22 protein-coding genes, 1 tRNA gene, 1 pseudogene and 2 riboswitches are annotated in these 24,066 nt (G+C 70.0%); of the genes and pseudogenes, 12 read left to right on the top strand and 12 right to left on the bottom strand.

The annotated features are described in order from the left end of the window. Positions 1-4 precede the first annotated feature (4 nt). The 4 genes from IEV99_RS22505 to IEV99_RS22520 form a co-directional block, all read right to left on the bottom strand. Complete coding sequence (locus IEV99_RS22505; RefSeq protein ID WP_188520083.1) at positions 5-949, bottom strand: prephenate/arogenate dehydrogenase family protein; 945 nt, start codon at positions 947-949, stop codon at positions 5-7. Next, positions 942-2,057, bottom strand: a complete 1,116-nt coding sequence (gene hisC / locus IEV99_RS22510) for a histidinol-phosphate transaminase (protein WP_188520084.1) — start codon at positions 2,055-2,057, stop codon at positions 942-944. The genes IEV99_RS22505 and hisC overlap by 8 nt, the downstream gene beginning before the upstream one ends. Before the next feature lie 30 nt (positions 2,058-2,087). Further along, a complete protein-coding gene (locus IEV99_RS22515) occupies positions 2,088-2,933 on the bottom strand; it encodes a chorismate mutase (RefSeq protein WP_188520085.1) in 846 nt (281 codons plus the stop codon). Positions 2,934-3,060: 127 nt separating this feature from the next. Further along, positions 3,061-3,804 (bottom strand): GyrI-like domain-containing protein, encoded by a 744-nt coding sequence (locus IEV99_RS22520; protein ID WP_188520086.1) that lies wholly within the window; start codon positions 3,802-3,804, stop codon positions 3,061-3,063. A 219-nt stretch (positions 3,805-4,023) separates the two neighbouring features. Here IEV99_RS22520 and dapF point away from each other — a divergent pair, with 219 nt between their 5' ends. The 5 genes and pseudogenes from dapF (at position 4,024) to IEV99_RS22545 (ending at position 7,760) form a co-directional block, all read left to right on the top strand. Continuing rightward, entirely contained in the window at positions 4,024-4,893 is an 870-nt protein-coding gene (dapF, locus tag IEV99_RS22525) for a diaminopimelate epimerase (protein ID WP_188520087.1), read from the top strand. Between the two features lie 111 nt (positions 4,894-5,004). Further along, positions 5,005-6,185, top strand: a pseudogene (gene mtaB / locus IEV99_RS22530) (tRNA (N(6)-L-threonylcarbamoyladenosine(37)-C(2))-methylthiotransferase MtaB). Positions 6,186-6,248: 63 nt separating this feature from the next. Continuing rightward, positions 6,249-7,007 (top strand): heme ABC transporter permease, encoded by a 759-nt coding sequence (locus IEV99_RS22535; RefSeq protein WP_188520088.1) that lies wholly within the window; start codon positions 6,249-6,251, stop codon positions 7,005-7,007. Further along, entirely contained in the window at positions 7,007-7,168 is a 162-nt protein-coding gene (ccmD, locus tag IEV99_RS22540; RefSeq protein ID WP_188520089.1) for a heme exporter protein CcmD, read from the top strand. Before IEV99_RS22535 ends, ccmD begins: the two co-directional genes overlap by 1 nt. Position 7,169: 1 nt before the next feature. Next, on the top strand, positions 7,170-7,760 hold the full coding sequence (locus IEV99_RS22545; protein ID WP_188520090.1) for a DsbE family thiol:disulfide interchange protein: 591 nt from the start codon (positions 7,170-7,172) through the stop codon (positions 7,758-7,760). A gap of 3 nt (positions 7,761-7,763) precedes the next feature. On the opposite strand, the gene IEV99_RS22550 is transcribed toward IEV99_RS22545, so the two are convergent. Next, a complete protein-coding gene (locus IEV99_RS22550; protein ID WP_188520091.1) occupies positions 7,764-8,393 on the bottom strand; it encodes a septation protein A in 630 nt (209 codons plus the stop codon). A gap of 168 nt (positions 8,394-8,561) precedes the next feature. Between IEV99_RS22550 and IEV99_RS22555 the strand changes: the two genes are divergently transcribed. Beyond that, the gene (locus IEV99_RS22555) at positions 8,562-9,266 is read left to right on the top strand and encodes a fumarylacetoacetate hydrolase family protein (protein WP_188520092.1); all 705 of its coding nucleotides are present in this window, start codon (positions 8,562-8,564) and stop codon (positions 9,264-9,266) included. Between the two features lie 192 nt (positions 9,267-9,458). Here IEV99_RS22555 and IEV99_RS22560 read toward each other — a convergent pair whose 3' ends face one another. Both IEV99_RS22560 and tsaD read right to left on the bottom strand, forming a co-directional pair. Then, positions 9,459-10,451 (bottom strand): NAD(P)H-dependent glycerol-3-phosphate dehydrogenase, encoded by a 993-nt coding sequence (locus IEV99_RS22560; RefSeq protein ID WP_188520093.1) that lies wholly within the window; start codon positions 10,449-10,451, stop codon positions 9,459-9,461. Then, positions 10,448-11,485, bottom strand: coding sequence for a tRNA (adenosine(37)-N6)-threonylcarbamoyltransferase complex transferase subunit TsaD (gene tsaD, locus IEV99_RS22565; RefSeq protein ID WP_188520094.1), 1,038 nt, complete (start codon positions 11,483-11,485; stop codon positions 10,448-10,450). Before tsaD ends, IEV99_RS22560 begins: the two co-directional genes overlap by 4 nt. A 117-nt stretch (positions 11,486-11,602) precedes the next feature. On the opposite strand from tsaD, the gene hemC reads away from it, so the two are divergent. From hemC to bluB, 6 genes are all read left to right on the top strand, one after another. Next, complete coding sequence (gene hemC / locus IEV99_RS22570; RefSeq protein WP_244644021.1) at positions 11,603-12,568, top strand: hydroxymethylbilane synthase; 966 nt, start codon at positions 11,603-11,605, stop codon at positions 12,566-12,568. A 50-nt stretch (positions 12,569-12,618) separates the two neighbouring features. Then, positions 12,619-14,736 (top strand): uroporphyrinogen-III synthase, encoded by a 2,118-nt coding sequence (locus IEV99_RS22575; protein ID WP_188520095.1) that lies wholly within the window; start codon positions 12,619-12,621, stop codon positions 14,734-14,736. Next, positions 14,733-16,595, top strand: a complete 1,863-nt coding sequence (locus tag IEV99_RS22580) for a heme biosynthesis protein HemY (RefSeq protein WP_188520096.1) — start codon at positions 14,733-14,735, stop codon at positions 16,593-16,595. Before IEV99_RS22575 ends, IEV99_RS22580 begins: the two co-directional genes overlap by 4 nt. 90 nt (positions 16,596-16,685) lie before the next feature. Beyond that, positions 16,686-16,761, top strand: a tRNA-Thr gene (locus tag IEV99_RS22585). Between the two features lie 204 nt (positions 16,762-16,965). Continuing rightward, positions 16,966-17,071: riboswitch (TPP riboswitch) on the top strand. A gap of 50 nt (positions 17,072-17,121) precedes the next feature. Continuing rightward, the gene (gene thiC / locus IEV99_RS22590) at positions 17,122-18,963 is read left to right on the top strand and encodes a phosphomethylpyrimidine synthase ThiC (protein WP_280514687.1); all 1,842 of its coding nucleotides are present in this window, start codon (positions 17,122-17,124) and stop codon (positions 18,961-18,963) included. Positions 18,964-19,006: 43 nt separating this feature from the next. Further along, positions 19,007-19,186, top strand: a riboswitch (cobalamin riboswitch). A gap of 43 nt (positions 19,187-19,229) precedes the next feature. Then, complete coding sequence (bluB, locus tag IEV99_RS22595; protein ID WP_188520097.1) at positions 19,230-19,940, top strand: 5,6-dimethylbenzimidazole synthase; 711 nt, start codon at positions 19,230-19,232, stop codon at positions 19,938-19,940. 35 nt (positions 19,941-19,975) lie between these two features. Here the strand turns inward: bluB and folK are convergent, their stop codons facing one another. The 5 genes from folK to IEV99_RS22620 all read right to left on the bottom strand — a co-directional run bounded on the left by folK (position 19,976) and on the right by IEV99_RS22620 (position 23,988). Next, a complete protein-coding gene (gene folK / locus IEV99_RS22600) occupies positions 19,976-20,461 on the bottom strand; it encodes a 2-amino-4-hydroxy-6-hydroxymethyldihydropteridine diphosphokinase (protein WP_188520098.1) in 486 nt (161 codons plus the stop codon). Next, complete coding sequence (gene folB / locus IEV99_RS22605) at positions 20,454-20,819, bottom strand: dihydroneopterin aldolase (RefSeq protein ID WP_188520099.1); 366 nt, start codon at positions 20,817-20,819, stop codon at positions 20,454-20,456. Before folB ends, folK begins: the two co-directional genes overlap by 8 nt. Positions 20,820-20,872: 53 nt before the next feature. Beyond that, the gene (gene folP, locus IEV99_RS22610; protein WP_188520100.1) at positions 20,873-21,709 is read right to left on the bottom strand and encodes a dihydropteroate synthase; all 837 of its coding nucleotides are present in this window, start codon (positions 21,707-21,709) and stop codon (positions 20,873-20,875) included. 118 nt (positions 21,710-21,827) lie between these two features. Next, complete coding sequence (locus IEV99_RS22615) at positions 21,828-22,457, bottom strand: hypothetical protein (RefSeq protein ID WP_188520101.1); 630 nt, start codon at positions 22,455-22,457, stop codon at positions 21,828-21,830. Positions 22,458-22,644: 187 nt separating this feature from the next. Then, positions 22,645-23,988 carry an APC family permease gene (locus tag IEV99_RS22620; RefSeq protein WP_280514688.1) on the bottom strand — a complete coding sequence of 448 codons (1,344 nt, stop codon included), beginning with the start codon at positions 23,986-23,988 and terminating at the stop codon, positions 22,645-22,647. Between the last annotated feature and the right edge of the window lie 78 nt (positions 23,989-24,066).

Raw genomic sequence — 24,066 nt, forward strand, 5'->3', positions numbered from 1 at the left:
ACTGCTAATCGGCCTTGCGCCGTCCGAAATCCGGCTCGGGCGTTTCCTGGCCGACGTCGATGATGCCGCGCCGGATGGTGCGGGTGCGGCTGAACAGGTTGAACAGCGCCTCGCCGTCGTTCCACCGGATGGCGCGCTGCAGGGCCGAGAGGTCTTCGTTAAAGCGGCCCAGCATCTCCAGCACGGCGTCCTTGTTGTTGAGAAACACGTCGCGCCACATGGTCGGATCCGACGCCGCGATGCGGGTGAAGTCGCGGAAGCCGCCGGCCGAAAACTTGATCACCTCGCTCTGCGTGACCTCCTCGAGGTCCGCCGCCGTGCCGACGATGTTGTACGCGATCAGATGCGGCACGTGGCTCGTGATGGCGAGCACCAGGTCGTGGTGCTGCGGCGTCATGATCTCGACATTGGAGCCCAGCGCCTCCCAGAACGCCCGCACCTGAGCGACCGGATCGGGGTCCGTGCCCTCGGGCGGCGTCAGGATGCACCAGCGGCCATGGAACAGCGTCGCGAAGCCGGCGTCCGGGCCGGAATGCTCCGTGCCGGCCACCGGGTGGGCGGGAACGAAATGCACGCCCGAGGTGAGGTGCGGCTGCACCTGCGCGACCACGGATCCCTTCACGGAGCCCACGTCCGACACGATCGCGCCTGGAACCAGCGCGCCGCTCATCTCGGCCGCCACGGCCCCGCAGGCGCCCACCGGCACGCACAGAATCACGTAGTCGGCCCCGCGCACGGCCTCCGCGACGCTGGGCGCGACCTCGTCCACGATGCCGAGTTCGGCCACCCGGGCGCGCACGGCCGGTGAAGCGTCCGCCGCCACCACGGTGCGGGCCAGATGGAGATGGCGTGCGGCGCGCGCCAGCGAGGAGCCGATCAGCCCCAGGCCGACGATCACGAGCCGGTTGAACAGGGGTTGTTCAAGCGGCGGTCCCAGACGTTCAGGCACCGGCCCCGCCTTTCATGAAGTCGCCAAGCGCCTGCACGACGAGGCGGTTGGCTTCCTCGCCGCCGATCGTGAGGCGCAGCGCGTTGGGCAGCCCGTACGCGCCCACGGCGCGCAGCACCAGCCCGCGCTGGGTCAGGAAGGCGTCGGCCGCCTTGGCGGTCTTGCCGGTCTCCGGGAAGTGGATCAGCAGGAAGTTGCCGACGCTGGGCGTCACCTTGAGGCCGAGCGCCTCGATCTCGGCGGTGAGCCAGGGCAGCCACTGCTCGTTGTGAGCGATTGCGGCCGACACGTGCGCGTCGTCCGCCACGGCGGCGACGCCGGCCTCCAGCGCCGGCCCGCCGACGTTGAACGGCCCCCGGATCCGGTTCAGCGCATCCGCCACATGGGCAGGCGCATAGCACCAGCCGAGCCGCAGCAGCGCGAGCCCGTAGATCTTCGAGAAGGTGCGGCACATCACGACATTGTCGCTGGTCGAGACGAGCTCGATGCCGGACGCGTAGTCGTTGCGCCGGACATATTCGGCGTAGGCGGCGTCCAGCACCAGCAGCACGTGCGGCGGCAGGCCGGCGTGGAGGCGCTTCACCTCCTCGAATGGCAGGTAGGTGCCGGTCGGGTTGTTGGGGTTCGCCAGGAACACGATCTTGGTGCGCGGCGTCACGGCCGCCAGGATGCCGTCCACGTCGGCGTGGAAGTCCTTCTCGGGAACCGCCACGGGCGTGCCGCCGGCCGCCAGCAGGGCGATCTTGTAGACCAGGAACCCGTATTGCGAGTAGATGCCCTCGTCGCCCGGCCCCACATAGGCGTGCGTGAGCAGGTTCAGGAGCTCGTCAGAGCCGGCGCCGCAAACGATACGGGCGGGATCGAGGCCGTATTTGGCCGCAATGGCCTCGCGTAGGCCAGTGGCCGAGCCGTCCGGGTAGAATTCCAGCTTGTCGGCCGCCTTGCGGTAGGCCTCGGCGGCGCGCGGCGACGGCCCGAGCGGCGTCTCGTTGGACGAGAGCTTGTGCACCTTCACGCCGGCCGGGGCGCCGCTCTTGCCGGGAACATAGGCCTCGATGTCCAGAACGCCGGGGCGTGGTACGGGGCGGGTTGAAAGGGCTGTGCTCATCGGGCGGGTCCAGTGCGGAAATTGCGCTAATCAGGTGGGTAGGCGGAACCGGGCGGCGTGGGAGCCGATCTCACGGATGTCGAACACGCCGACGCCGAGGCCCGCCATGGCGGCCATCAGGGCGTCCAGCGTCACGCTTCCGGGCGCGGCCACCAGCAGGTTGAGGCCGGAATCGTCGCCGGCGCTGCTTTCCACGCTGGCGCCCATGCGGGCCAGCGCCGGCTGCAGCCCCTCGCGCCAGCGCTCGACTCCGAGCGCGTAAAGCACGATGTCGCGCACGGCCGCGTCCTCGATCGGCTTGGAGATGCAGTAGACCGGCATGCCGGCCGGGTGCTGCGGACGCTCCACGAAGGGCAGGCGGGCGATGATCTTGGGCCGGTCAGGTCCGGCCAGCGCGGTCCACCACGCGCCGGCCGCGCGGCCGGGCTCGGCCCGGAACACGCCGAGATCGCCGGCCGAATGCGCCACGGCGTCGATCACCGCCTTGGCGCTGTCATGCGGCATGTACGGAACCGTGAAGCCGAAATGGAAGCGGCACGTGTCGCGCATCGGCGCGTCGCCGCCCGAGATGTCGGCGTGGACCGCGTAGGGCGCCTGCACATACGTGAAGGTCGACACGATGATGCGCCAGATGCTCTCCACCGTGTCGAACGGCAGCGTGCCCTTGTGGCGTTCGGCCAGCACCCGCATCTGCGACGCCTCGCGGCCGGGACGGAAGGCAGAGCCGGAGGCCTGCGTCTTCTTCACCTGGATCAGCGTGTCGATGATCCGCCCGCGCTCCATCAGGAACTCGTGCATGCCCGCATCGATGCGGTCGATCTCGCGCCGGAGATCGTCCAGCGTCGGCAGGGAGCCAGGGGAAGGAGCGTCGGCCATGGCGTGCGGTCCAGCAAGCGGCGGGTTTTCGCCGCGCCGGCGCAGTCATAGAGCAAAACCGGCCCGGGTGTGAACGGGAAAGGCGCTGACAGCGGCCGGCGGCCGCGCGACCCGTCGGGCCAGTCCGTTACTTCGGCAGCACGTAGATGAAGATCTCGATCTCGGCGTCGCCGGCGTTCTGGCCCTGGTTCACGTATTCCTCGGTGAAGTTGTCCTTCGCCTCGATGCCCTTGGCGTCCAGATAGGCCGAGATCGCCTCATAGGTGCTGTCGATGTCGTCGTAGGGCGCCTTGTGGACGAACCGGATGGCGCGCCCGGCCGGCGTCTGGCCAAACTGGATGTCGCTCGACAGCCCGGCGGGCCGGCCGATCGGGGCCGCGTCCACGGGCAGCTGCGCCTCGTATTCGAAGCCGTTGTCGTCGGTTTTCAGAAAAGTCGCGAGCGGCTTGCCGACAGGCTTCAGGCCGGCCTTGCCGACTTCCGCCTGCAGCCGCGCAAAGGCTTCCGTGAGCTTGTCGTAGCCCTCGTCCCAGTTGGCGGCGCCGCGCAACGTCGCGGCGGGCTTGCCCGCGATCGTGACCTCGTCCGGCGTGGAGGGATCCGCCGGCGCGGGCGCGAGCGTAGCGGCCGGCCCCATCGCGGCGGGAGCCGGAGCCGAGGGAGCAGCCGGCGCCGGCGCGGTCGGCGGCGGGGCTGTGGGCGCGGCCGGAGGCGCGGGCGTTCCGGCCGGAGGCGCCAGGGGCTGGCTTTGGACCGGCGCGGGCGCCGGAACCGTCTGCGCCAGCGTGGAGGTCGCGATCGCGACGCCGCCGAGCGCGCTCAGGAGCGAGGCGCCGAAGCGCAGCTGTGCGCTCTTCGAACCGATCAACATCTTCGCCGCCATCGCGAACCATCCAAGCGCTTGCGCGAGGCGCGAATCACGCCCCAGATCCCGGAACCCAGAATAGGCCGGGCCGCCCGGCGCGGTCGAGGTTTCGGCGCGATCGGGGCGGAGCCGGACTCGCGTTTGAGCCCGCGATGGCTATATGTCGCGCAACATCCTCGTCGGCGAGCGCAGGCTCGGCGGCGCGCCTCCTGCCCGGAAACCGCCATGAGCGCCCTTGTCGGCCGCCCTTTCCTGAAGATGAACGGCCTCGGCAACGAGATCGTGGTGCTGGACCTGCGCGGGTCGCGCATCCGCGTCCAGCCCGAGGAGGCCCGCGCCATCGCGCAGGCGCCGGGCTCGCATTTCGACCAGCTGATGGTGCTGCACGACCCGCGCACGCCCGGCACGGACGCGTTCATGCGCATCCTGAACACGGACGGTTCGGAATCCGGCGCCTGCGGCAACGGCACGCGCTGCGTCGCCTGGGCGATGAGCCGCGATGACGACCGGCGCGACCTGCTGCTGGAGACCTCGGCGGGCCTCCTCGCCTGCCGGCGCGAGGACACCGTCACGTTTACGGTCGACATGGGCGCGCCGCGGCTGCGCTGGGACGAGATCCCGCTGGCCGAGGAATTTCGCGACACCACCGGCATCGAGCTGCAGATCGGCCCCATCGACGCGCCGGTGCTACACACGCCGTCCGTCGTGAACATGGGCAACCCGCACGCGATCTTCTGGGTCGACGACGTCGAGGCGCACAATCTGGAGCGTGTCGGCTCGCTGCTGGAACATCACCCGATCTTCCCCGAGCGCGCCAACATCTCGCTCGCGCACGTGACCGCGCCGGACGCCCTAACCTTGAAGGTGTGGGAGCGTGGCGTTGGCCTGACCCGCGCCTGCGGATCGGCCGCCTGCGCGGCGGCGGTTGCGGCGGCCCGCAAGGGCCTCACCGGCCGGCGCGTGCGCGTCACGCTGCCGGGCGGCGACCTCCTGATCCACTGGCGCGAGGCCGACGACCACGTGCTGATGACGGGCCCGACCGAGCTGGAGCACGAGGGCGTGTTCACGCCGGATCTCTTCGCCGGGGCCGCCTAGGTGGACAAAGGCGCACGCGGCCCCGTCTCGCCGCCGGAGGGCACGGGTGATCGGCCGCCCGTCGAGGTCGTCACCTTCGGCTGCCGGCTCAACATCGCCGAATCCGAAACCATGCGCCGCGCCGCAACGGTCGCCGGGCACGATGGGCTCGTGATCGTGAACACCTGCGCGGTCACCAGCGAGGCGTCCCGGCAGGCGCGCCAGACCATCCGGCGGCTGCGGCGTGACCGGCCGGACGCCCGCATCGTGGCGACCGGCTGCGGGGCCAACGTGGAAGGCGAACGGCTGGCCGCGATGCCGGAACTGGACCAGCTTGTCGGCAACGCCGAAAAGCTCCGGCCGGAGACGTGGCAAAACCTCGCCGGCGCGCCGCGCCTGCAGGTCGCCGACATCATGGCCGAGACCGGGGCGCCGACCCTGTCGCCCGACGGTTTCGAGGGGCGCACCCGCGCCTTCGTGCAGGTGCAGAACGGCTGCGACCACCGCTGCACCTTTTGCGTGATCCCGTTCGGGCGCGGCAATTCGCGCTCGGTGGCGATGGACGACGTCGCCGACCAGGTGTCGCGCCTCGTGGACGCCGGCTACGCCGAGGTGGTGCTCACCGGCGTCGACATCACCAGCTACGGCGCCGACCTGCCGGGCGCGCCCCGCCTGGGCGCGCTGGTGAAGACCGTGCTGACCCGGGCTCCCGCGCTTCGGCGCCTGCGGCTGTCGTCCATCGACTCCGTGGAGGCCGACGAAGACCTCCTGGACGCGCTCGCCACCGAGCCGCGCTTCATGCCCCACCTGCACCTGTCGCTGCAGGCCGGCGACGACATGATCCTGAAGCGCATGAAGCGCCGCCACACGCGCGACGACGCGATCCGCTTCTGCGAGACCGTGCGGCGCCTGCGCCCGGGCGTCGCGCTGGGGGCCGACATCATCGCGGGCTTTCCGACCGAGACGGACGCCATGTTCGAGCGCTCGCTCGCGCTGGTGGACGACTGCGGGCTCACCCAGCTGCACGTGTTTCCGTTCTCGCCCCGTCCCGGCACGCCGGCGGCCCGCATGCCGCCGGTTGATCCCGCGATCGTGAAGGCGCGCGCGGCCCGGCTGCGCGCCAAGGGCGAGGCCGCGTTGGCGGGGTTCTGGCCGCCCAGGTCGGCCGTCGCCACGAGGTGCTGGCCGAGCGCGGCGGGATGGCCCGCACGGCGGCGTTTACGCCCGTGCGGCTCGCCGCCCCGGCTGAGCCCGGCCGCATCCTCGACGTCGCCGTGGTGGCGCATGACGGCCGCGAGCTGAAGGCGGCCTGACCTGCGAAACCATGCGGGTTTCGTCGCATTGCAGGCGCCGTCGCGTGCCAGTACAAGCGAGCCATGCTGCGCTACGCCAATCCGACGCTGTTTCTCGACCTCGCCCGCCGGCTGATCCCGGCCTTCGCGGGGCTCGGCGCGCTCGCGATCGCGGTCGGCCTTTATCTCGTGTTCTTTGTCGCCCCCGCCGACTACCAGCAGGGCGAGACCGTGAAGATCATGTACGTGCACGTGCCCGCCGCCTGGCTCGGCATGGCCTGCTACAGCCTCATGGCGCTCTCGGCCGTCGGCACGCTGGTATGGCGGCATCCCCTTGCGGACGTGTCGCAGAAAGCCGCCGCGCCGCTGGGCGCCGCGTTCACGCTGCTGTGCCTCGTCACCGGCTCGCTTTGGGGCAAGCCGATGTGGGGCACCTGGTGGGTGTGGGATGCCCGGCTCACCTCCGTGCTGGTGCTGTTCCTGATGTATTGCGGCGTCATGGCGCTCTGGAACGCCATCGAGGACCCGGGCCGCGCCGGCCGCGCCGTCGCGATCCTGACGCTGGTCGGCTCCGTCAATATCCCGATCGTGAAGTTCTCGGTGGACTGGTGGAACACGCTCCACCAGCCCGCCAGCGTGTTCCGGATGGGCGGCTCCACCATCGACGCCAGCATGCTTTGGCCGTTGCTGATCATGGCGGGCGGGTTCACGAGCGCGTTCGTGGCGCTGCATCTGGCCGGCATGCGCAACGAGATCCTGCGCCGCCGCGTCCGCACGCTCGGGCTTCTGGCCGCCCAGCGCGAGCCCGAGCCGGCCGGCGCGCCCGCTCTGGAGCATCCCTGATGGGCGCGTCGCATACGGGCTTCATCCTGGCGTCCTACCTGATGGCGGCCGCCGTGTTCGTCGGCCTCACGGTCCGCGCCGTGCTGGAGCACCGGGCGCAGAAGGCGCAGCTCGCCCGCCTCGAACAGCGCGGCGCTCGCCGCCGCTCCGAGGCCGCCTGACGTGAGCGAGGCCGCCACCCCCGCCGCGCCGCGCCGCAGCCGGCTTGTCGTGCTCCTGCCGCTATTCCTGTTCGGCGCGCTCGCCGCCCTGTTTTGGAGCCAGCTCGACGGCTCGGACAAGTCGCGCCTGCCCTCCGCGTTGCTGAACAAGCCCGCCCCCGGCTTCGCGCTGCCGGCGCTGGACGGCCTCCTGCGCGACGGCCAGCCCGTCCCCGGGCTCGCGACCGCCGACCTGCGGGGCCGCGTCACGGTTGTGAATGTCTGGGCGTCCTGGTGCGCGCCCTGCCGCGAGGAGCACCCGCTGTTGCTGGAGCTCGCCAAGGTTCCGGGGGTTCGCGTGGTCGGCATCAACTACAAGGACCAGCCCGAAAACGCCCGCCGCTTCCTGGGCGCGCTCGGCAATCCGTTCGCAGCCGTGGGCGTCGACGCCGCCGGGCGCTCGGCCATCGACTGGGGCGTCTACGGCGTGCCCGAGAGCTTCGTGATCGCTCCGGATGGGACCATCGCCTACAAACAAGTCGGCCCGATCTCGTCCGAGGCCCTGCGCGGGTCGCTCATGGACGCGATCCGCAAGGCCGGGCAGAGGGGCTGAGGCTCACTCGCCGGCGGCTTCGTCCTTGATCTCGTGCTTGAGGATCAGCGGCGTCTGCGACAGCGCGAAGGCCAGCGTCAGCGGCATGATGCCGAACACCTTGAAGTTCACCCAGAAATCCGTGGTCTGCGTGCGCCACACGACCTCGTTGATGGCGGCCAGCGCGAAAAAGAACAGCCCCCACCGGAACGTCAGCTTGCGCCAGCCCTCGTGGTCGAGCCGGAACACCGTGTCGAGCACCACCGGCAGCAGGGGCTTGCCGAACGCGAGGCCACCGAGCAGCACCACGCCGAAGAGCGAGTTCACGATCGTGGGCTTCAGTTTGATGAAGTGATCGTCCTGCAGGTAGAGCGTCAGCCCGCCGAACACGAGCACCACCACGGCGGTCACCATCGGCATGATCGGCAAGCGCCGGGTCAACGCGTAGGACGCCGCGAGCGAAATCAGCACCGCCCCCATGAACAAGCCGGTGGCCATGAAAATGCCGGCGCGTTGGTTCGCCAGAAAGAAAACCACCAGCGGCCCCATCTCAAGCGCCAGCTTGAGCATTGGGTTCAGCGCCCGCAGGGGCGGACCTTCCAGAAGGCCGGAGTCGTCGTTCGGCTCGGGCGCGGCGGTGGGGGCTTGCGTCATGGGCTCGTTTCGATTGGGCGGCTCGCGGCGGAGTGGCCGACGAGGGTGGCGGGAGAATGGCGGACGCGACCGATCGGGCGGCGGTTGCGTCCGCCGGCTGCGACTTCTATCAGAGCCTTATGCGCCCGCGCCATCCCGGCCGCGCCGGCGCGACGCCGAGGCTGTTTCATGTCCGAGTCCTACGCCATCGCGATCGAGCCCCGTCCGGCCCTGCCGGTGGTTGGCTCCGACAAGCTTTTCCCGGTCCGCCGCGTCTACTGCATTGGCCGCAACTACGCCGCGCATGCCCGCGAGATGGGCGGCGACCCGACGCGCGAGCCGCCCTTCTTCTTCGCCAAGGCGGCCGACACGCTGCAGCCCGTTCCGGCCGGACAGACGGTCGACCACCCCTATCCGCCGCAGACCGCCAACTACCACCACGAGATCGAGATGGTGGTGACGCTCCAGTCCGGCGGCCGCGACATCCCCGAAAGCGAAGCGCTGAACCACGTCTTCGGCTACGCGATCGGCCTCGACATGACCCGCCGCGACCTGCAGGACGAAGCCAAGCAGCTGCGCCGCCCTTGGGAATCCGGCAAGAGCTCGGACCTGTCCGGCCCTGTTGGCCCGCTTCACCCGGTCTCGGCCGTGGGCCATCCCGCCAAGGGCGCGATCGGCGTCAGCGTCAACGGTGTCGCCAAGCAGCATGGCGACCTCGCCGACATGGTCTGGTCCGTGGCCGAACAGATCGCGATCCTGTCGCGCTTCTATGAGCTCAAGGCCGGCGACGTGATCTTTTCCGGCACCCCCGAAGGCGTCGGCAAGGTCGAGCGCGGCGACGTGATGGTGGGCTCGATCGCGGGCCTGGGCGAGATCAGCCTGAAGGTGGTGTGACGCCCGCCACGAGCCGCAATTCCCAACAATCCCCTCATCCTGAGGAGCGTCGCCCTTTGGCGATGCGTCTCGAAGGACGAGGGAATCCAGCGAGCTCAATCATCGTGCGCTCTGGACCCCTCGTCCTTCGAGACGCAGGCCCAAGTGGGCCTGCTCCTCAGGATGAGGGGCCTCTAATGGCTTCCCAGCCTCTTACCCCTCGCTTTTCAGCGGCCTTGTCATCAGCCGCTCGACGACGTCGTCGATCCCGACCCGGCCCGACAGCACGGCGTCGACGGCTTCGCAGATGGGCAGGTCGACGCCCGCCGAGCGAGCCATCTCGACCAGCGCGCGCGCCGTGAAGGCGCCTTCGGCCAGCTTGCCGTGGCCGGCCTCGCCCACCGGCAGCCCTTCGCCGAGATCCACCCCGAACGCGAAATTGCGCGACTTGGCCGACCCGCAGGTCAGGATCAGGTCGCCCAGCCCCGACAATCCCATCAGGGTTTCGGGGCGGCCGCCGAACGCCCTGGCGAACCGCGTCAGCTCGGCGAATCCTCGAGCCGTCAGCGCCGCCCGGGCGCTTTCGCCAAGCCGGCGCCCGGCCACGATGCCGGCCGCGATCGCAAGCACGTTCTTGGCCGCGCCGCCGATCTCGACGCCACGCATGTCGACCCCGTGATAAACCCGAAATCGCGAGGACGAGAGCGCCTGCGCGAGCGCCTCCGCGAGGCTTTCCTGCGCCGCCGCGAGCACCACGGCGGTGGGCAGGCCGCGCGAAACATCCTCGGCGAAGCTCGGCCCGGACAGCACGGCCGGCGTCGCATGGGGCATCGCCTCGGACGTCACGTCGGTCATGAAGGAGCCGGTTGCCCGCTCGATGCCCTTGGCGCACACCACGGCCGGACAGCCCGTCGGCAAGACCGGAGCCAGCGCCAGCGCGACGCCTCGCAGCGCCTGCGCGGGGACCACCAGGAGGGCCGTGTCCACGCGCCGGAGATCGGCGAGATCCGCCGTCGGCGAAACAGCGTCCTCCAACCGAACGCCGGGCAGGCGGCGAACATTCTCGCGCCGGTCGCGCATGGTCGCGACCTCGCTTGCGTCGCGCGCCCAGAGCGTCACGCTGCGGCCGGCCCGAGCAGCCGCGTTGGCGAGCGCCGTGCCCCAGGCGCCGCCGCCGACAACCCCGATCGCCTCGAAGGCGGTCATCCGGCGAGCTCCGCCAAAGGCCAGCGCGCCCGCGGCGCCGTCTCCAGCCCATCAACGAGCCCGAGACGCAGCCGCTCGGCGCCCGCCCACGCGATCATCGCGCCGTTGTCGGTGCAAAGGGCCAGCGGCGGCGCGACCAGCCGCAGCCCGGCCTCGCCAGCGAGCCGCTGCAGCGCGCGCCGGATCGACTGGTTCGCGGCCACGCCGCCGGCGACCACCAGCGCGTTGGGCTTGCCGCATTGTTCGCGAAACACCCGCAGCCCGGCCCGCGTGCGGTCCACCACCACGTCCACGACGGCGGCCTGGAAGGACGCGCACAGGTCCGCCACGTCGGTGGCCGTCAAGGGCGCGATGCGCTCGGCTTCCAACCGAACGGCGGTTTTCAGGCCCGAGAGCGAGAAATCCGGGATGGGCCGCCCGGACAGCGGCCGCGGCAGCGCGAACCGCTCCGGATCGCCGCGCTCCGCCTCCTTCTCCACCTGCGGGCCGCCCGGATAGGGCAGGCCCAACAGCTTGGCGGTCTTGTCGAACGCTTCCCCGATGGCGTCGTCCATCGTGGTTCCTAGGCGGACATAGTCGCCAACGCCCCGCACGGCCAGCAGCTGGGTGTGGCCCCCGGAGGCGAGCAGCAGGAGGTAGGGGAACTGCACCTTGTCGGTCAGCCGCGCCGACAGCGCGTGCGCCTCGAGGTGATTCACGGCGATGAACGGCTTGCCGGCGACCAGCGCGAGCGCCTTGGCGGTCGTCAGACCGACGATCACGCCGCCGATGAGCCCCGGCCCCGCCGCCGCCGCAATGCCGTCGAGGTCCGCCAACTTCACGCCGGCGGTCTTGAGCGCGCGGGCGACGATGCGGTCCAGCACCTCGACATGGGCGCGCGCCGCGATCTCGGGCACCACGCCCCCGTAGGGCGCATGCTCGGCGATCTGGCTCAGCACCTCATTGGACAGGATCGTGGCCTCGCCCTCTCGGGGCGAATCGACCACGGCGGCCGCCGTTTCGTCGCAGGTGGTCTCGATGCCCAGAACGCGCATGGTGGGCTCCCCGCCGCCTTCGGATCAAACCGGGCCCGGCTTTCCCGGCCCGTCCCGACACCCTATAGTCCGCGCCGCCCGTGAAGGAAACAAACCACGGCGGCGAGGACCAAGGCTTTGGCGAACGGCGATATTCGGCTCAGGATCGGCACGCGCGGCAGCCCGCTGGCGCTCTGGCAGGCCCGCGAGGTGCGCGCCAGGCTGCTGGCCGCCCACCGATTGCCCGAGGAGGCCGTTGAACTCGTCGTCATCAAGACCTCCGGCGACATGATCCAGGACCGTGCGCTGTCGCAGGCGGGCGGCAAGGGCCTGTTCACCAAGGAGATCGACGCCGCCATGCTGGCCGGCGAGATCGACCTCGCGGTGCACTCCGCCAAGGACATGCCCACCGCCTTTCCGCTCGGCATCGACATCGTCGCCTACCTGCCGCGCGAGGACGTGCGCGACGCGCTGATCTCCGCCAAGGCGACATCCCTCGCGGACCTGCCGGAAGGCGCCGTGGTCGGCACCGCGAGCCTGCGCCGCCGGGCCCTGGTGAAACGCCTGCGGCCGGACGTTTCCACCACGCTGCTGCGCGGCAACGTCGAGACGCGCCTGCGCAAGGCCGAATCGGGCGAGATCCACGCCACGCTGCTCGCCATCGCGGGGCTGAAGCGCCTCGGCCTGGCGAACCGGGCGGCCGCCATTCTGGACATCCATGACTTTCCGCCCGCGGTCGGCCAGGGCGCGATCGCCATAACGGCGCGGCCGGACGATGAGACCGCCGCCCGGGCCCTCGCCCCGATCGCGTGCGAGACCACCGCCACCGCGCTGGCGGCAGAGCGCGCGTTTCTCACCGTCCTCGATGGTTCGTGCCGAACCCCCATTGCGGGCCACGCCACGCTGGCCAATGGCGAAATCAGCTTCCGCGGCATGCTTCTGCGCGAGGACGGCTCGGAATTCTACGAGGCGCACCGCGCCGGCTCGCCTGCCGACGCTGCCCTGATGGGCACGGACGCGGCCCGAGAAATTCTCGCGCGGGCGCCAAAGGACATTCTGGCGCCCAAGGAGATCTTGGAGCCAAACGGCGGCTCTGCGCATTGACGTCGCTCGCCGCGCAGCCCCGCGCGGCTCGTTCAGGATCATCGTCCCGCATGCAGGTTCTTCTCACGCGCCCCGAAAACGACGCCGCCCGCACGGCCGAGCGGCTGTCGGCTTTCGGCCACGTGGCCGTGATTGCGCCGGTGTTGAGCATTTCGCCCACGGATGCGCGTCTGCCGACCGACGGCTTCGACGCGCTCGTGGCGACCTCCGCCAATGCGCAGCTGGCTTTCCGGTCTGGCGTTCCGGAGGGCTGGAAGTCGCTGCCCCTGTTCGTTGTCGGCGATCGCACCGCAGAGCCCTTCCGGGCGCTCGGTTTCGAGCGCATCCATGCGGCCGACGGCGATGCGACGTCGTTGGCGGCGCTGATCCGTGCGCACGCCGCTCCGGCAGCGCGGCTGCTCTACCTGGCCGGTACCGACCGCAAGCCGACCCTGGAAGGCGCCCTGATCGACGCCGGCTTCGCGCTGACCGTTCTCGAGACCTATCGGGCCGAAGCCGCGCCCGCACTGCCTGTGGCGGCCGCCGAGGCGTTGCGGGCCGGAACATTGGACGCCGTGCTGCACTATTCGCGCCGCAGCGCCGAAATCCTGTTCGCGCTGGCGTCGCACGAACGGCTTGTCGAGCCGTTGAAATCCCTGCGCCACCTGTGCCTGTCCGAGGATGTGGCTCGCGGCGTGCGCGGCCTGGGCGGCGCAACGGTGGAAGCCGCTCCCGGAACCGGAGAGGCAAGTCTGCTCGCGCTGCTGGACGCCGAACCGGGCCACTCCATCTCCGAACGGATTGGTGGTGGGGACGCGGGAGGTGAGGCTATAACGAGTGAACAGGCAGGCTCCGGCGGAGCCGCCCGACCTGAGCGGAGCATCATGGCTGAGACGGATCAACGCGGCGGAGGATCCCGAAAGCGGGGCGGAACGCGACGGGAGCCGGACGTGCTCGACCTGACGGCCGAGACGCTTGCGGGCGGCGCATCGGCTGCGCCCGCCGAGGTTGCGCCAGCGGCGGGCGACATCCCCACCCCCGCGACCGAAACGACGAATCACGCCGAAGCCTCGCCCGAGCCGCTGCCGCCCGAGGCGCCGGGTGATGAAACGCCCCCCTTTGCGCCTCCGGCCGGTGAAACGGAGACCTCAACCACGGCCGCAGCCACAGCTGACGAACCTGCGCCCGAGTTGGCGGCCGCCACCACATCTGTGCCCTCGGCCGGCAGGCTCGATGCGCCCACCCGCAGCGCGGACCGCTCCTCCGGCGCGCTCGTGCCCGCGGTCGCCGGCCTGGTGGGCGGCCTCATCGGCGCCGGCGTCGTTGCGCTCGCGCTTTACGTGTGGAGCGGGGCGAGCGACATCAACGAGCGCCTGACCCAGCTCGAGACGGGCGTGGGCGAGAAAGCCACCCGCCGCACCCTGGAGGCGCTGGAGAAGCGCGTCGGCGCGAACGAGGCCGCCCTCCAGGGCTCGCGCGCCGATCTGGACGGCCTCGCCAAGCGCCTGCCTGCCGACCCTGCGACCGCCCTGGCGCAGCTCACCGAGCGCCTCGACAAGGTCGAGAACGGCGTCACCACGCTGGAAAGCCGCCCCGCGGCGCCGGCGATCGCTCCTGCGCCGCCCCCGCCTCCGCCCGTTCCTGCGCTTGGCGCGCGCGAAAGCGCCGTGCTCACGGTCGCGTGGCTCGTTCGCGACGATCTTGGCCGCGCCCAGCCCTATGCGCGCGAGCTGAACGCCCTCAAGGCCGCGAAGGCCGACGCCGCCGCCGTGACGGCGCTGGAGCCCTTCGCCGACAAGGGCGCGCCCACAGTGGCGCAACTCTCGGCCCAGTTCGCGCCTCTCGCCGAAAAGCTCGCCAGCCCGGCGCCCGCGCCGCAGCAGGGCAGCGCGTGGGAGCGCATCCAGGCTCGCATCGCCGGCCTCTACAAGGTGCGCCCACTGGGCGAAGCGGCCGGCGAATCCAGCGCCGCCATCGCGGCCCGCGCCGACGCGGCCCTGAAGCGCGGCGATCTCGCGGCCGCTGTAGCGGAACTCGACAAGCTCCCGGCTGACGATAAGGCCGCGATCAAGCCCTTTCTCGATCTCGCCCAGGCGCGCCTCTCGGCCGGCCGTGCGGCGGATGCCCTGGTGGCCACGGCGGCCGACCAGGTTCTCGCGGCCACGCAATCTGGAGGCGCGGCCCGATGATCCGCACACTCGTCTTCATCGCCATCTTGATCGGCCTCGCCTTCGCGGGGGCGTGGCTGGTGGAACAGCCCGGCCAGGTGGTCGTCACCCTGCCCCGCTACGGGCAGATCCAGACCACGTTGATCGGCGCCGCGGCGGCGCTGGTCGCCTTCGTGGTCGCCGTGCTGGTGCTCTGGACGGCGCTGCGCTTCGTGCTTCGCCTCCCTTCGATCCTGAGTTTCACGGCGCGCGCCCGCAAGCGCGCCCGTGGCTTCTCGGCCGTGTCCCGCGGCATGATCGCGGTCGGCTCCGGCGATCCGCGCTCGGCCAAGCGCTACGCGGCCGAAGCCGCCAAGCTGCTCGGCAAGGAGCCGCTCGCGCTGCTGCTCAAGGCTCAGGCCGCCCAGATGGCGGGCGATCGCGGCCAGGCCGAGGGCGCGTTCCGGCAAATGCTGGACGACAATGAAACGCGGGTGCTCGGCCTGCGTGGCCTCTTTGTGGAAGCGCGCCGCAAGGGCGATTCGACGGCCGCGCGCGCCTACGCGGCCGAAGCCGCCCGGCTCGCTCCCTCGGTGGCGTGGGCCGGCGAGGCGCTGCTCGAGTTCCAGTGCTCCGACCAGGACTGGACCGGCGCCCTCGCGACGCTGGACCGCGGCGCCCGCAGTCTCGACAAGGCCGCCGTGAAGCGCCAGCGCGCCGTGTTGCTCACCGCCGATGCGCTTGCGCGGGCCGAACGCGAGCCCGAGGCCGCGCTCCTGCGCGCCCAACAGGCCGTGAAGCTGGCGCCGGGCCTTGTCCCTGCCGCCGTGCTGGCCTCCCGCCTCCACGCCCGCCGGGGCGAGCTGCGGCGCGCCTCCAAGGTCGTCGAGGCCGCCTGGGCGCAAGCGACCCATCCCGACCTCGCCACAGCCTACATGGATGTGCGCCCGGGCGATTCAGGCCGCGACCGCCTGGCCCGCGCCGAAAAGCTGCTCGCCCTGCGCCCGCACGATCCGGAGGGCCGCATCGCGGTCGCGTCCGCGGCCCTGCAGGCGCGCGATCTCGTGCGCGCCCGCAAGGCGCTCACGCCCCTGCTGGAAGGCCGGCCGAGCACGCGCGTGTGCCTGCTGATGGCCGACATCGAGGAAGCCGAAGGCTCCTCCGGCGGCGTGCGCGAATGGCTGTCCCGTGCGTCGCGCGCCCCGCGCGACCCCGCCTGGATCGCGGACGGCGTGATCGCCGATCGCTGGGCTCCGGTGTCGCCCGTCACCGGCCGCCTCGACGCCTTCGTGTGGGGCGCCCCCGTGGAGCAGATCGAGGCCCCGGCCGCCGAGCCTGCGCCGCCGCCCACCGCCGCCCTGCCGCTGCCCGCGTCCGAGGACGTGATCGCGGATGTGGACGAAGCCCCCGCGCCCGTGTTGGCCGACAAGTCCGAGCCGGCGCCGACAGCCGTGGCGGAGCCCGCCAACGCGGCTCCCGATCCCGCCGAGGCTCCGTCTGCAGCGCCGGCCGAAGTGATCCCGCCCGCCCTGCCGTCCAGGGCCGTGGAGGCCACGCCTCCGCCGGCGAGCCACGGCGACGAGCGCCCGCCGTCCCGGGAGGCTTCGCCGTCGCGGGAGGCTCCCGCCCTGCGCGTCGTCTCCGACACGCCCCCGGCGGCCGGTCCGCAGCCCGGTTCGCCGACAACGACCACGCCAGCCGAAAAGCCCACCGGCGCGGCGCGATACGATGCTCCTGCGGCCGGCCCCGGCATACCGCCCGCGATGGCGGCCGACGGACGATCCCGCAGGGTCTCGCCGCCGTCGGAGGTGATCTTCCCGCTCGCCGCCGCCCCGGACGACCCCGGCCCGGGCCCAGGCTCAGAACCGTCCCGCCGCGGCGCGATCACGTTCTTGCAATGATCGGGGGCGGCCTGGCCGCCTTCCTTTTGCTCCCAATCGGCACGGCCCCGCTTGCCAACGCGTCCCGTTCCGTCTAAGACCACGCCCGTCGCCGCAATAGCTCAGCTGGTAGAGCACCTCATTCGTAATGAGGGGGTCGGGGGTTCGAATCCCTCTTGCGGCACCACTTTGCAAATCAAACCTCTGTTCGTTTGTGGGCTCCCGGCGTGAGCTCGGCTGAATTCCCAATCCGATCCCACGACCAGAGGCCGAGCGGCTAATCATCTTGTCGAAGATGAACGCGCTGCGGCGGCCGACTTGCTTCGCCTGCTCCGCAGGGAAGTGTGCCTTCGCGGGATGTTGACCGCGCGCTCTGCGTGCGAATACGCTGGTCCTATCCGAGGGGCGCCTGCTTCGGCAGGCTGAGACGGCGCAAGCTGGACCCTTTGAACCTGATCCGGGTCATACCGGCGGAGGGACAGGATCTCATCTTGCCACTGCGCATCTGCCCCGGATTTCCACGCACGCCCGTGCTTTGGAGGTCCTCGTGAACACCTATGTAAAGCCTGATCCCGCGTCGCCTTCGACGGTGACGACGGGGCCCCTGCCGGCCTCGCGCAAGGTCCATGTCCCGGCGCCCGGGTTTCCGCAGATCCGTGTTCCCGTGCGCGAGATCGCGCTCAGCGCCGGGACGCAGGAGCCGCCGCTGCGCGTCTACGACGCATCCGGCCCCTATACGGACGCCGACGTTGTTGTCGATCTGGCCTCCGGCCTGCCCGAGGTCCGCTCGCTGTGGCTCTGCAGCCGTCCCGGCCTCGTCCCCGCCCAGCCGCGCGCCGTGAGGCCCGAGGACAACGGCTCCGTGTCGGCCGACGCGGTCGCGCCGGCTTGCCCGGCGGAGCGGCGGGTCCTGAACGGGTCCCTGGGAGCCCTGGTCACGCAATACGAGTTCGCCCGGGCCGGGATCATCACGGAAGAAATGCGTTACGTCGCCGCCCGCGAAAATCTCGGCCGTGAGCTGCCTCTCGCGGGCGCTGAGAAAGCGCTCGCGCATGGCGAAAGCTTCGGGGCCGCCATTCCGGCCCATGTCACCCCGGAATTCGTCCGGCAGGAAATCGCGGCCGGGCGCGCGATCATCCCGGCGAACGTCAACCATCGCGAACTGGAGCCGATGATCATCGGCCGCAACTTCCTCGTGAAGGTGAACGCCAATATCGGCAACTCCGCCGTGACCTCGTCGGTCGCCGAAGAGGTGGAGAAGATGGTTTGGGCGATCCGATGGGGCGCGGACACCGTCATGGACCTGTCGACCGGCCGCAACATCCACAACACGCGCGAGTGGATTCTGCGAAACGCGCCGGTTCCGATCGGCACTGTGCCGATCTACCAGGCGCTCGAGAAGGTGAACGGCGATCCCGCCAGGCTCGACTGGGAGGTGTTCAAGGATACGCTGATCGAACAGGCCGAGCAGGGTGTCGACTACTTTACGATTCATGCCGGCGTGCGGCTCGCCCATGTGCCGCTCACCGCGCGCCGGGTCACCGGCATCGTCTCGCGCGGCGGCTCGATCATGGCGCGCTGGTGCCTTGCCCATCACCGCGAAAGCTTCCTGTACGAGCGCTTCGACGAAATCTGCGCCATCATGCGGCGCTTCGACGTATCGTTCTCGCTTGGCGACGGGCTCCGGCCGGGCTCGATCGCGGACGCTAACGACGCCGCCCAGTTCGCCGAACTCGACACGCTCGGGGAGCTCACAAAGGTCGCCTGGCGCGAGGGCTGCCAGGTCATGATCGAGGGCCCCGGCCACGTGCCGATGCACAAGATCAAGGCCAACATGGATAAGCAGCTCGCGACCTGCGGCGAAGCGCCCTTCTACACGCTCGGACCGCTCACGACCGACATCGCGCCGGGCTATGACCACATCACCTCCGGCATCGGCGCGGCCATGATCGGCTGGTTCGGAACCGCGATGCTCTGCTACGTCACTCCGAAGGAGCATCTTGGCCTGCCCAATCGCGACGACGTGAAAACCGGCGTGATCACCTACCGGATCGCCGCTCATGCGGCGGACCTCGCCAAGGGGCATCCGGCTGCGCAATTGCGCGACGACGCACTGTCCCGGGCGAGGTTCGAGTTCCGCTGGGAGGATCAGTTCAACCTGTCGCTGGATCCAGACACCGCCAGGACTTTCCACGACGAAACCCTCCCGAAGGACGCGCACAAGGTCGCGCATTTCTGCTCGATGTGCGGGCCGAAATTCTGCTCGATGAAGATCAGCCAGGACATCCGGGCCGATACCCTCGCGGAAGAAGAGCGCCAGATAGGTCTGGCGGCCAAGAGCGCAGAGTTCGTCGCCTCGGGGGCGAGCATCTACGTGCCGCAAGGATAAAAACCGGCGCCAGGGCCGCCCTGGTGCGCGGCTCCGGCGCATGGCATCTTGGATCCGTTCAGGAGCCCGAACGCTCGGGAGAATCGGGAAGGCGGTGAAACTCCGCCACGTGCCCAACGCTGTAAGGGGGACCGCTTTCGCTTGACGCCACTGGCCTTCGCCGGGAAGGCGCGGAAACGGAACGAACCCAAGTCAGAAGACCGGCCTGAACCCATAGGGCACGCTCGCGGACGGAGCGGGGCCAGCTTCGATCCGTGAGGGGAATCATGGACGCGCATGGGGCGTTTTCCGACGAGGAACGCGCGGCTGTATACGACTGCATATTCAATCGGCGTGACGTGCGCTGTGAGTTCCTGCCCCGTCCGATTCCGCCCGAGGTGATCGGGCGGATCTTGCGAGCAGCGCACCACGCGCCGTCCGTCGGCTTCATGCAGCCGTGGGACTTCATCGTGGTGAACAATCCCAGCATCAAGTCCGCCCTGCACGAGGCGTTCACGGAGGCCAACATCGAAGCCGAACGCCGCTTCGATCCTGTGCGGGCGCGGGCCTACAGGAACCTGAAGCTGGAGGGCATTCGAGAGGCTCCTACCGGCGTCTGCGTGACATGCGATCGCAACAGAGCGGGCCCTGTGGTTCTGGGGAGAACGCACCAGCCGGACATGGATCTCTACAGTACGGTCTGCGCCGTCCAGAACCTGTGGCTGGCCGCGCGGGCGGAAAGCGTGGGCGTGGGTTGGGTGAGCATCATCAAGCCCGAACGGCTCCGCTCCATCCTGGGCATCCCGAAGGAGATCGTGCCGGTGGCCTATCTCTGCCTGGGCTATGTCGCCACGTTCCACCAGGAACCTGATCTCCAGGCAGCCGGCTGGGCGAAACGGGCCGAGCTGCCGGCGTTGGTCTCATTCGACCGGTGGGGCGCTCGCGATGAAACCCACTCGATGTTCAGCGCGCCACAGGCGAAAGTTCATCAACCCTGACCCTCGCCAGGCCATGGCCTAGCGAGGCGAGGCATTCACCTTAGTCGCTCGATCCCCGATGAATCCAGGCGCGCGAGGGCGTGTGCGATCGACGTTTCCCCTATCAACAAGTCCGGGCTGATTTCGGCGAGAGGCACGAGAACGAAGGCGCGATCCATCATCCGGGGATGCGGAAGGGTCAGATCGGGGCTCTCCACGGTGACAGCCTCGTAGGCAAGAATGTCCATGTCGATCAGCCGTGGACCCCAGCGCTCGTTGCGCACGCGGCCCATCGCATGCTCGATCCCAAGAAGCAGGTCCAGCAGCTCCCGCGGCCTCAGCTCGGTCTCGATCTCCGCGCAGGCGTTCACGAACCAGTCTTGCGCGACAGGCCCCCACGGGGGAGTCCGGTAGTCGCCCGAGCGGGCGATCACGCGCACCTTCCCGGTGTCAAGCCGGCGGAGCGCCTCCGCGATGGCGGCGCGCTTGGCGGCCGCGTCACGGCCGATGTTGCCGCCAAGACTCACCCAGGCCCTAGCCACGATGGCGCTCGATCTCGACCGCGACCGTATCGAGGATGTGCTGCACCGGCGCTTCCGGCTTCTCGACCTTGACCGTCACAGACCCGACGCGTGGATGGCCGGCCAGCACGGCTGAGGCGATCGCTTCGGCAAGGCCTTCGATGATCTTGAAGCGGCGCTGCGTCGCGATCCCGACCACAAGGTCGGCCAGGGCGCCGTAGCAGACGGCCTGGTTGTAGTCGTCCGCCGCGCCGGCCGGGCGAAGGTCCAGTTCACAGGTCAGCGTGATGTAGAAGCGCTGGCCGAGAGTAGCCTCCTCGGGCAGCACGCCATGGCGCGCGTAAACGGCGAGACGCGAAAGGGTGACGCGGTCGGTCATCAGTAGCTCCTGGCTCGTTCGCGTATCCGGCCGTAAACGCCATGCGCCGCGGGTCACGTGGCGTGCGGCGGATGTCCCCCGCCGCCACGATCGCGCCAAAGCGCGTCGAGAGTGCGCACGGCGTCGACATGCGCTCTCACGTCGTGAACGCGAATGATGTCGGCGCCGCCCGCAATTGCAACCGAATGGGCCGCAAGCGTGCCGAAAATCCGGCTTTTCGGGGCAACGTCATCGCCCAGGATGCGGCACAGAAAAGACTTCCGCGATGCCCCGACCAGGACGCGAAACCCGAAGGCTCGTAACTCAGCCACGCGCCGCAAAGCGTCCATGTTCTGCGCCCAGCTCTTTCCAAAGCCAATCCCGGGGTCGAGGATCAGCCTCTCGTCGCGAAGGCCCGCGTGGCGGGCCAGAGCAATGGTGCGATCGAAGTAGCGACGGAACTCGTCGACGATGTCGCGGGACGGGTCGAGCGTCTCCCGGTTGTGCATGGCGACCACGTCGCAATCATGGTCGGCCGCCACTGCGGCCATGTCCGGGTCGCGCTGGAGACCCCACACGTCATTGATGATGCGCGCCCCAGCCGCCAGCGCTTTTCGGGCGGTGTCAGCACGGTAGGTGTCGATCGAAATGGGGGACGACAGCGCCGGCGAGAGGGCCGCGACCACAGGAAGCACGCGGCGCTGCTCTTCCTCCTGGCCGATCGGCTGGTGCCCCGGACGGGTGGATTCGCCCCCGAGATCAACAATGTCCGCGCCCTCTGCTTCAAGATCCTGCGCATGGCGGACCGCCACCTCGGGATCAAAAAAATCGCCCCCGTCCGAGAACGAATCCGGGGTCACGTTGACGATACCCATGATGAGCGTGCGGGCGGGAAAGCCGGGAGGCTGCATGGCGGTCCACTCGGTCTCGGAGCGCCCGCTTATCGACCCGAAACGCACTTGTGTCGAGAAGCGCCCGTTGGAACGCGGGGCAGCTGAAAGCGCTTTCCAACCACTCAGGCGCCCGCCGTCATTCGCGAGCGTCCGAAGGCGCCGGGCTGAGCGGCGGAGGTTCCGCTTCGGCCGCGAGCGCCGCCCGGAATTCGCCGAGGCGGGCGCGGTAGCCTTGGGCGTCGCCGTATTCCAGGAATTCGTAATAGCGCTTGTGGGGGTCGCTGATCCTCAGCGCGTGCTTGATCGGGCACCAGTACTGCTCCGTGCGGCTCCCGATTTCCCGCACATACGCAATCACGCCGTTTGCGTAGCTGCAATACAGGCAGTTCAGCGCCTCAATCCAGTTGAGGTAGCTGAGGTGGCGTCGGTCGAGGCTGACGAAGTCGCCGCGCCGCACGCGCGGCATCGCATAAGCCCGGAAGCAGACGGCCTGGTACAGGCTCGCGCATCCGTCCAGCATCGCGATCGGCAAGACCAGCGAATAGATCACCGGGGCGGTGACGACCTTTACGACGTTGGAGTGGGCCAGGAAGCTCGCGACGGTGACGCGCAGGCGTCGGTTTTCCATCGCAATGCCGTGCTCGAAGGCGACGAGGCGCTCATTCACCGTCCAGCCGAGCACCTTGCGGCGCGCCTCGATCTCGCGATCCAGCTCTGCTTGGAGCCGGACGATCTCGCCCGCGAGTTCCCGCATCCGCTCAGTCACTGACCCCTAGCCTTCCATTCATGGCGGGACGACGCCCACCGCGCCGGGTCACCCCGGCCCGGGGGTCGAACGATCCCACGCCGGCCTGCGCTTCGGCATGGAGGCGCGCCGCCGGGCGATCACGCTGCGCATGGTTGCGGCAGGCGTGCAAGCACGTTGCAGTCGGGCTTGGTGGCCTCACCGCACGTCAGGGCGCAGTTTCCCCGCCGCCCTTGGGCCGCAGAACCAGAAAAGCTGCGATGATCCCTGCCAGAATGGCCGCCGCGAGCGCGAGGGCCGTCCAGTCGCCGGTCGCCGACCGGATGATCACGAGCCCCGAGCAGGCGAGGGCGCCTGCAACGGGAACCAGGAGGGACACCTCGAAGCGGCCGGGCTGCTCGGACGAGCGGAGCTTCAGGACAATCAGCGCCCCGTTCACCACCGCAAACACCGCCAGCAGCAGCAGCACGGTGGCGGCCGCGAGCTGCGCCACTCCGCCAAGCAGCGACAGGGGCGTCAGGACGAGCAGGATGACCCAGATGGCGACGTGCGGGGTCCGCCGGGTGTCATGCACGGCGCCGAGGCGCTCCGAAACGAGCCCCTGCCGGGCCATCCCGTAGAGGAGTCGGGACGCGGTGACGTAGTTCACCAGGGCCGTGTTGGCGACGGCGAACAGCGTGATCCCCGTGAAGATAACCGTCGGGAGCCAGGGCGCGGCCCGGGCCATCACGGCGGTGAGCGGGCCCGGCGCCTGCGCGAGATCGCGCCAGGGCACGACCGACACCGCCGTCACGGCGACCGCCACGTAGAGCAGCGCCGACAGGAGCATCGCGCCAATGAGGCCGAGCGGAATGGTGCGCTGCGGGTCGCGGCATTCCTCGGCGACGTTGATGCTGTCCTCGAAGCCGATATAGGCGAAGAACGTCAGAACCGCGCCCTGCATCGCCAGGATGGCCAGCGACGGATCGCCGGCCGCCGCGGGAGGAACTTCGAGATAGTCGACCGCGCCCCAGTAGCGCGCGCCGAACCCGATCACGAGCAGCAGCCCGCCCGCCTCGATGAGGGTGCACAGCACGTTGACCCACACGGCTTCACGGATGCCGCGCAGCACCACGCCGGTCAGCGCCAGAATGAAGCCGAACGCGATCAGCGACGCCTGCGAGGGCGCGCCGACGAGCTCGCCCAGATTGGCCGCGAACACACGCGACTGGGTCGCGACCGAAAGCAGGCTCGCGCACGCCACCGCGAGGCCGACCACGAAGCTCAGGCCCGGCGTCCGGAAGGCGCGCTGCACCACATAGGCCGCGCCGCCGGCGTGCGGATAGCGCGAGCCGAGCGACGCGTAGGAGAGCGCCGTCAGCAACGCCGCCACGAGCGCCACCAGAAACGCGAGCCACACCGCGTTGCCGACCACCCCCGCCGCCTGGCCGATCAGGCCGTAGACGCCGGATCCCAGCATCGAGCCGAGTGCGTAGAAGGTCAGCTGGACGGGGCCGATTGTTCGGCGCAAGGCCGGAGGAGGGACGGCGCCCTTTGGCGCGGCCCCGCTCACGTTGAACTGACGTCATCGAGCGCCCGCCGGACCTTACGGGTCACCACGCACCTGCGCGTCGGCCGCCTCACGAACCGC

The organism is Alsobacter metallidurans, from assembly GCF_014636935.1.
Classification (GTDB): domain Bacteria; phylum Pseudomonadota; class Alphaproteobacteria; order Rhizobiales; family Beijerinckiaceae; genus Alsobacter; species Alsobacter metallidurans.

What these genes read in the sequence shown, in the direction of transcription:
- IEV99_RS22560 (WP_188520093.1), bottom strand. Translation starts at nt 10,451, where the DNA reads ATGACCGCCTTCGAGGCGATCGGGGTTGTCGGCGGCGGCGCCTGGGGC.
- ccmD (WP_188520089.1), top strand. Translation starts at nt 7,007, where the DNA reads ATGGGCGCGTCGCATACGGGCTTCATCCTGGCGTCCTACCTGATGGCG.
- IEV99_RS22520 (WP_188520086.1), bottom strand. Translation starts at nt 3,804, where the DNA reads ATGTTGATCGGTTCGAAGAGCGCACAGCTGCGCTTCGGCGCCTCGCTC.
- tsaD (WP_188520094.1), bottom strand. Translation starts at nt 11,485, where the DNA reads ATGCGCGTTCTGGGCATCGAGACCACCTGCGACGAAACGGCGGCCGCC.
- dapF (WP_188520087.1), top strand. Translation starts at nt 4,024, where the DNA reads ATGAGCGCCCTTGTCGGCCGCCCTTTCCTGAAGATGAACGGCCTCGGC.
- IEV99_RS22550 (WP_188520091.1), bottom strand. Translation starts at nt 8,393, where the DNA reads ATGACGCAAGCCCCCACCGCCGCGCCCGAGCCGAACGACGACTCCGGC.
- folB (WP_188520099.1), bottom strand. Translation starts at nt 20,819, where the DNA reads ATGACCGACCGCGTCACCCTTTCGCGTCTCGCCGTTTACGCGCGCCAT.
- IEV99_RS22555 (WP_188520092.1), top strand. Translation starts at nt 8,562, where the DNA reads ATGTCCGAGTCCTACGCCATCGCGATCGAGCCCCGTCCGGCCCTGCCG.
- folP (WP_188520100.1), bottom strand. Translation starts at nt 21,709, where the DNA reads ATGCAGCCTCCCGGCTTTCCCGCCCGCACGCTCATCATGGGTATCGTC.
- IEV99_RS22575 (WP_188520095.1), top strand. Translation starts at nt 12,619, where the DNA reads ATGCAGGTTCTTCTCACGCGCCCCGAAAACGACGCCGCCCGCACGGCC.
- bluB (WP_188520097.1), top strand. Translation starts at nt 19,230, where the DNA reads ATGGACGCGCATGGGGCGTTTTCCGACGAGGAACGCGCGGCTGTATAC.
- IEV99_RS22535 (WP_188520088.1), top strand. Translation starts at nt 6,249, where the DNA reads ATGCTGCGCTACGCCAATCCGACGCTGTTTCTCGACCTCGCCCGCCGG.
- IEV99_RS22515 (WP_188520085.1), bottom strand. Translation starts at nt 2,933, where the DNA reads ATGGCCGACGCTCCTTCCCCTGGCTCCCTGCCGACGCTGGACGATCTC.
- hisC (WP_188520084.1), bottom strand. Translation starts at nt 2,057, where the DNA reads ATGAGCACAGCCCTTTCAACCCGCCCCGTACCACGCCCCGGCGTTCTG.
- IEV99_RS22580 (WP_188520096.1), top strand. Translation starts at nt 14,733, where the DNA reads ATGATCCGCACACTCGTCTTCATCGCCATCTTGATCGGCCTCGCCTTC.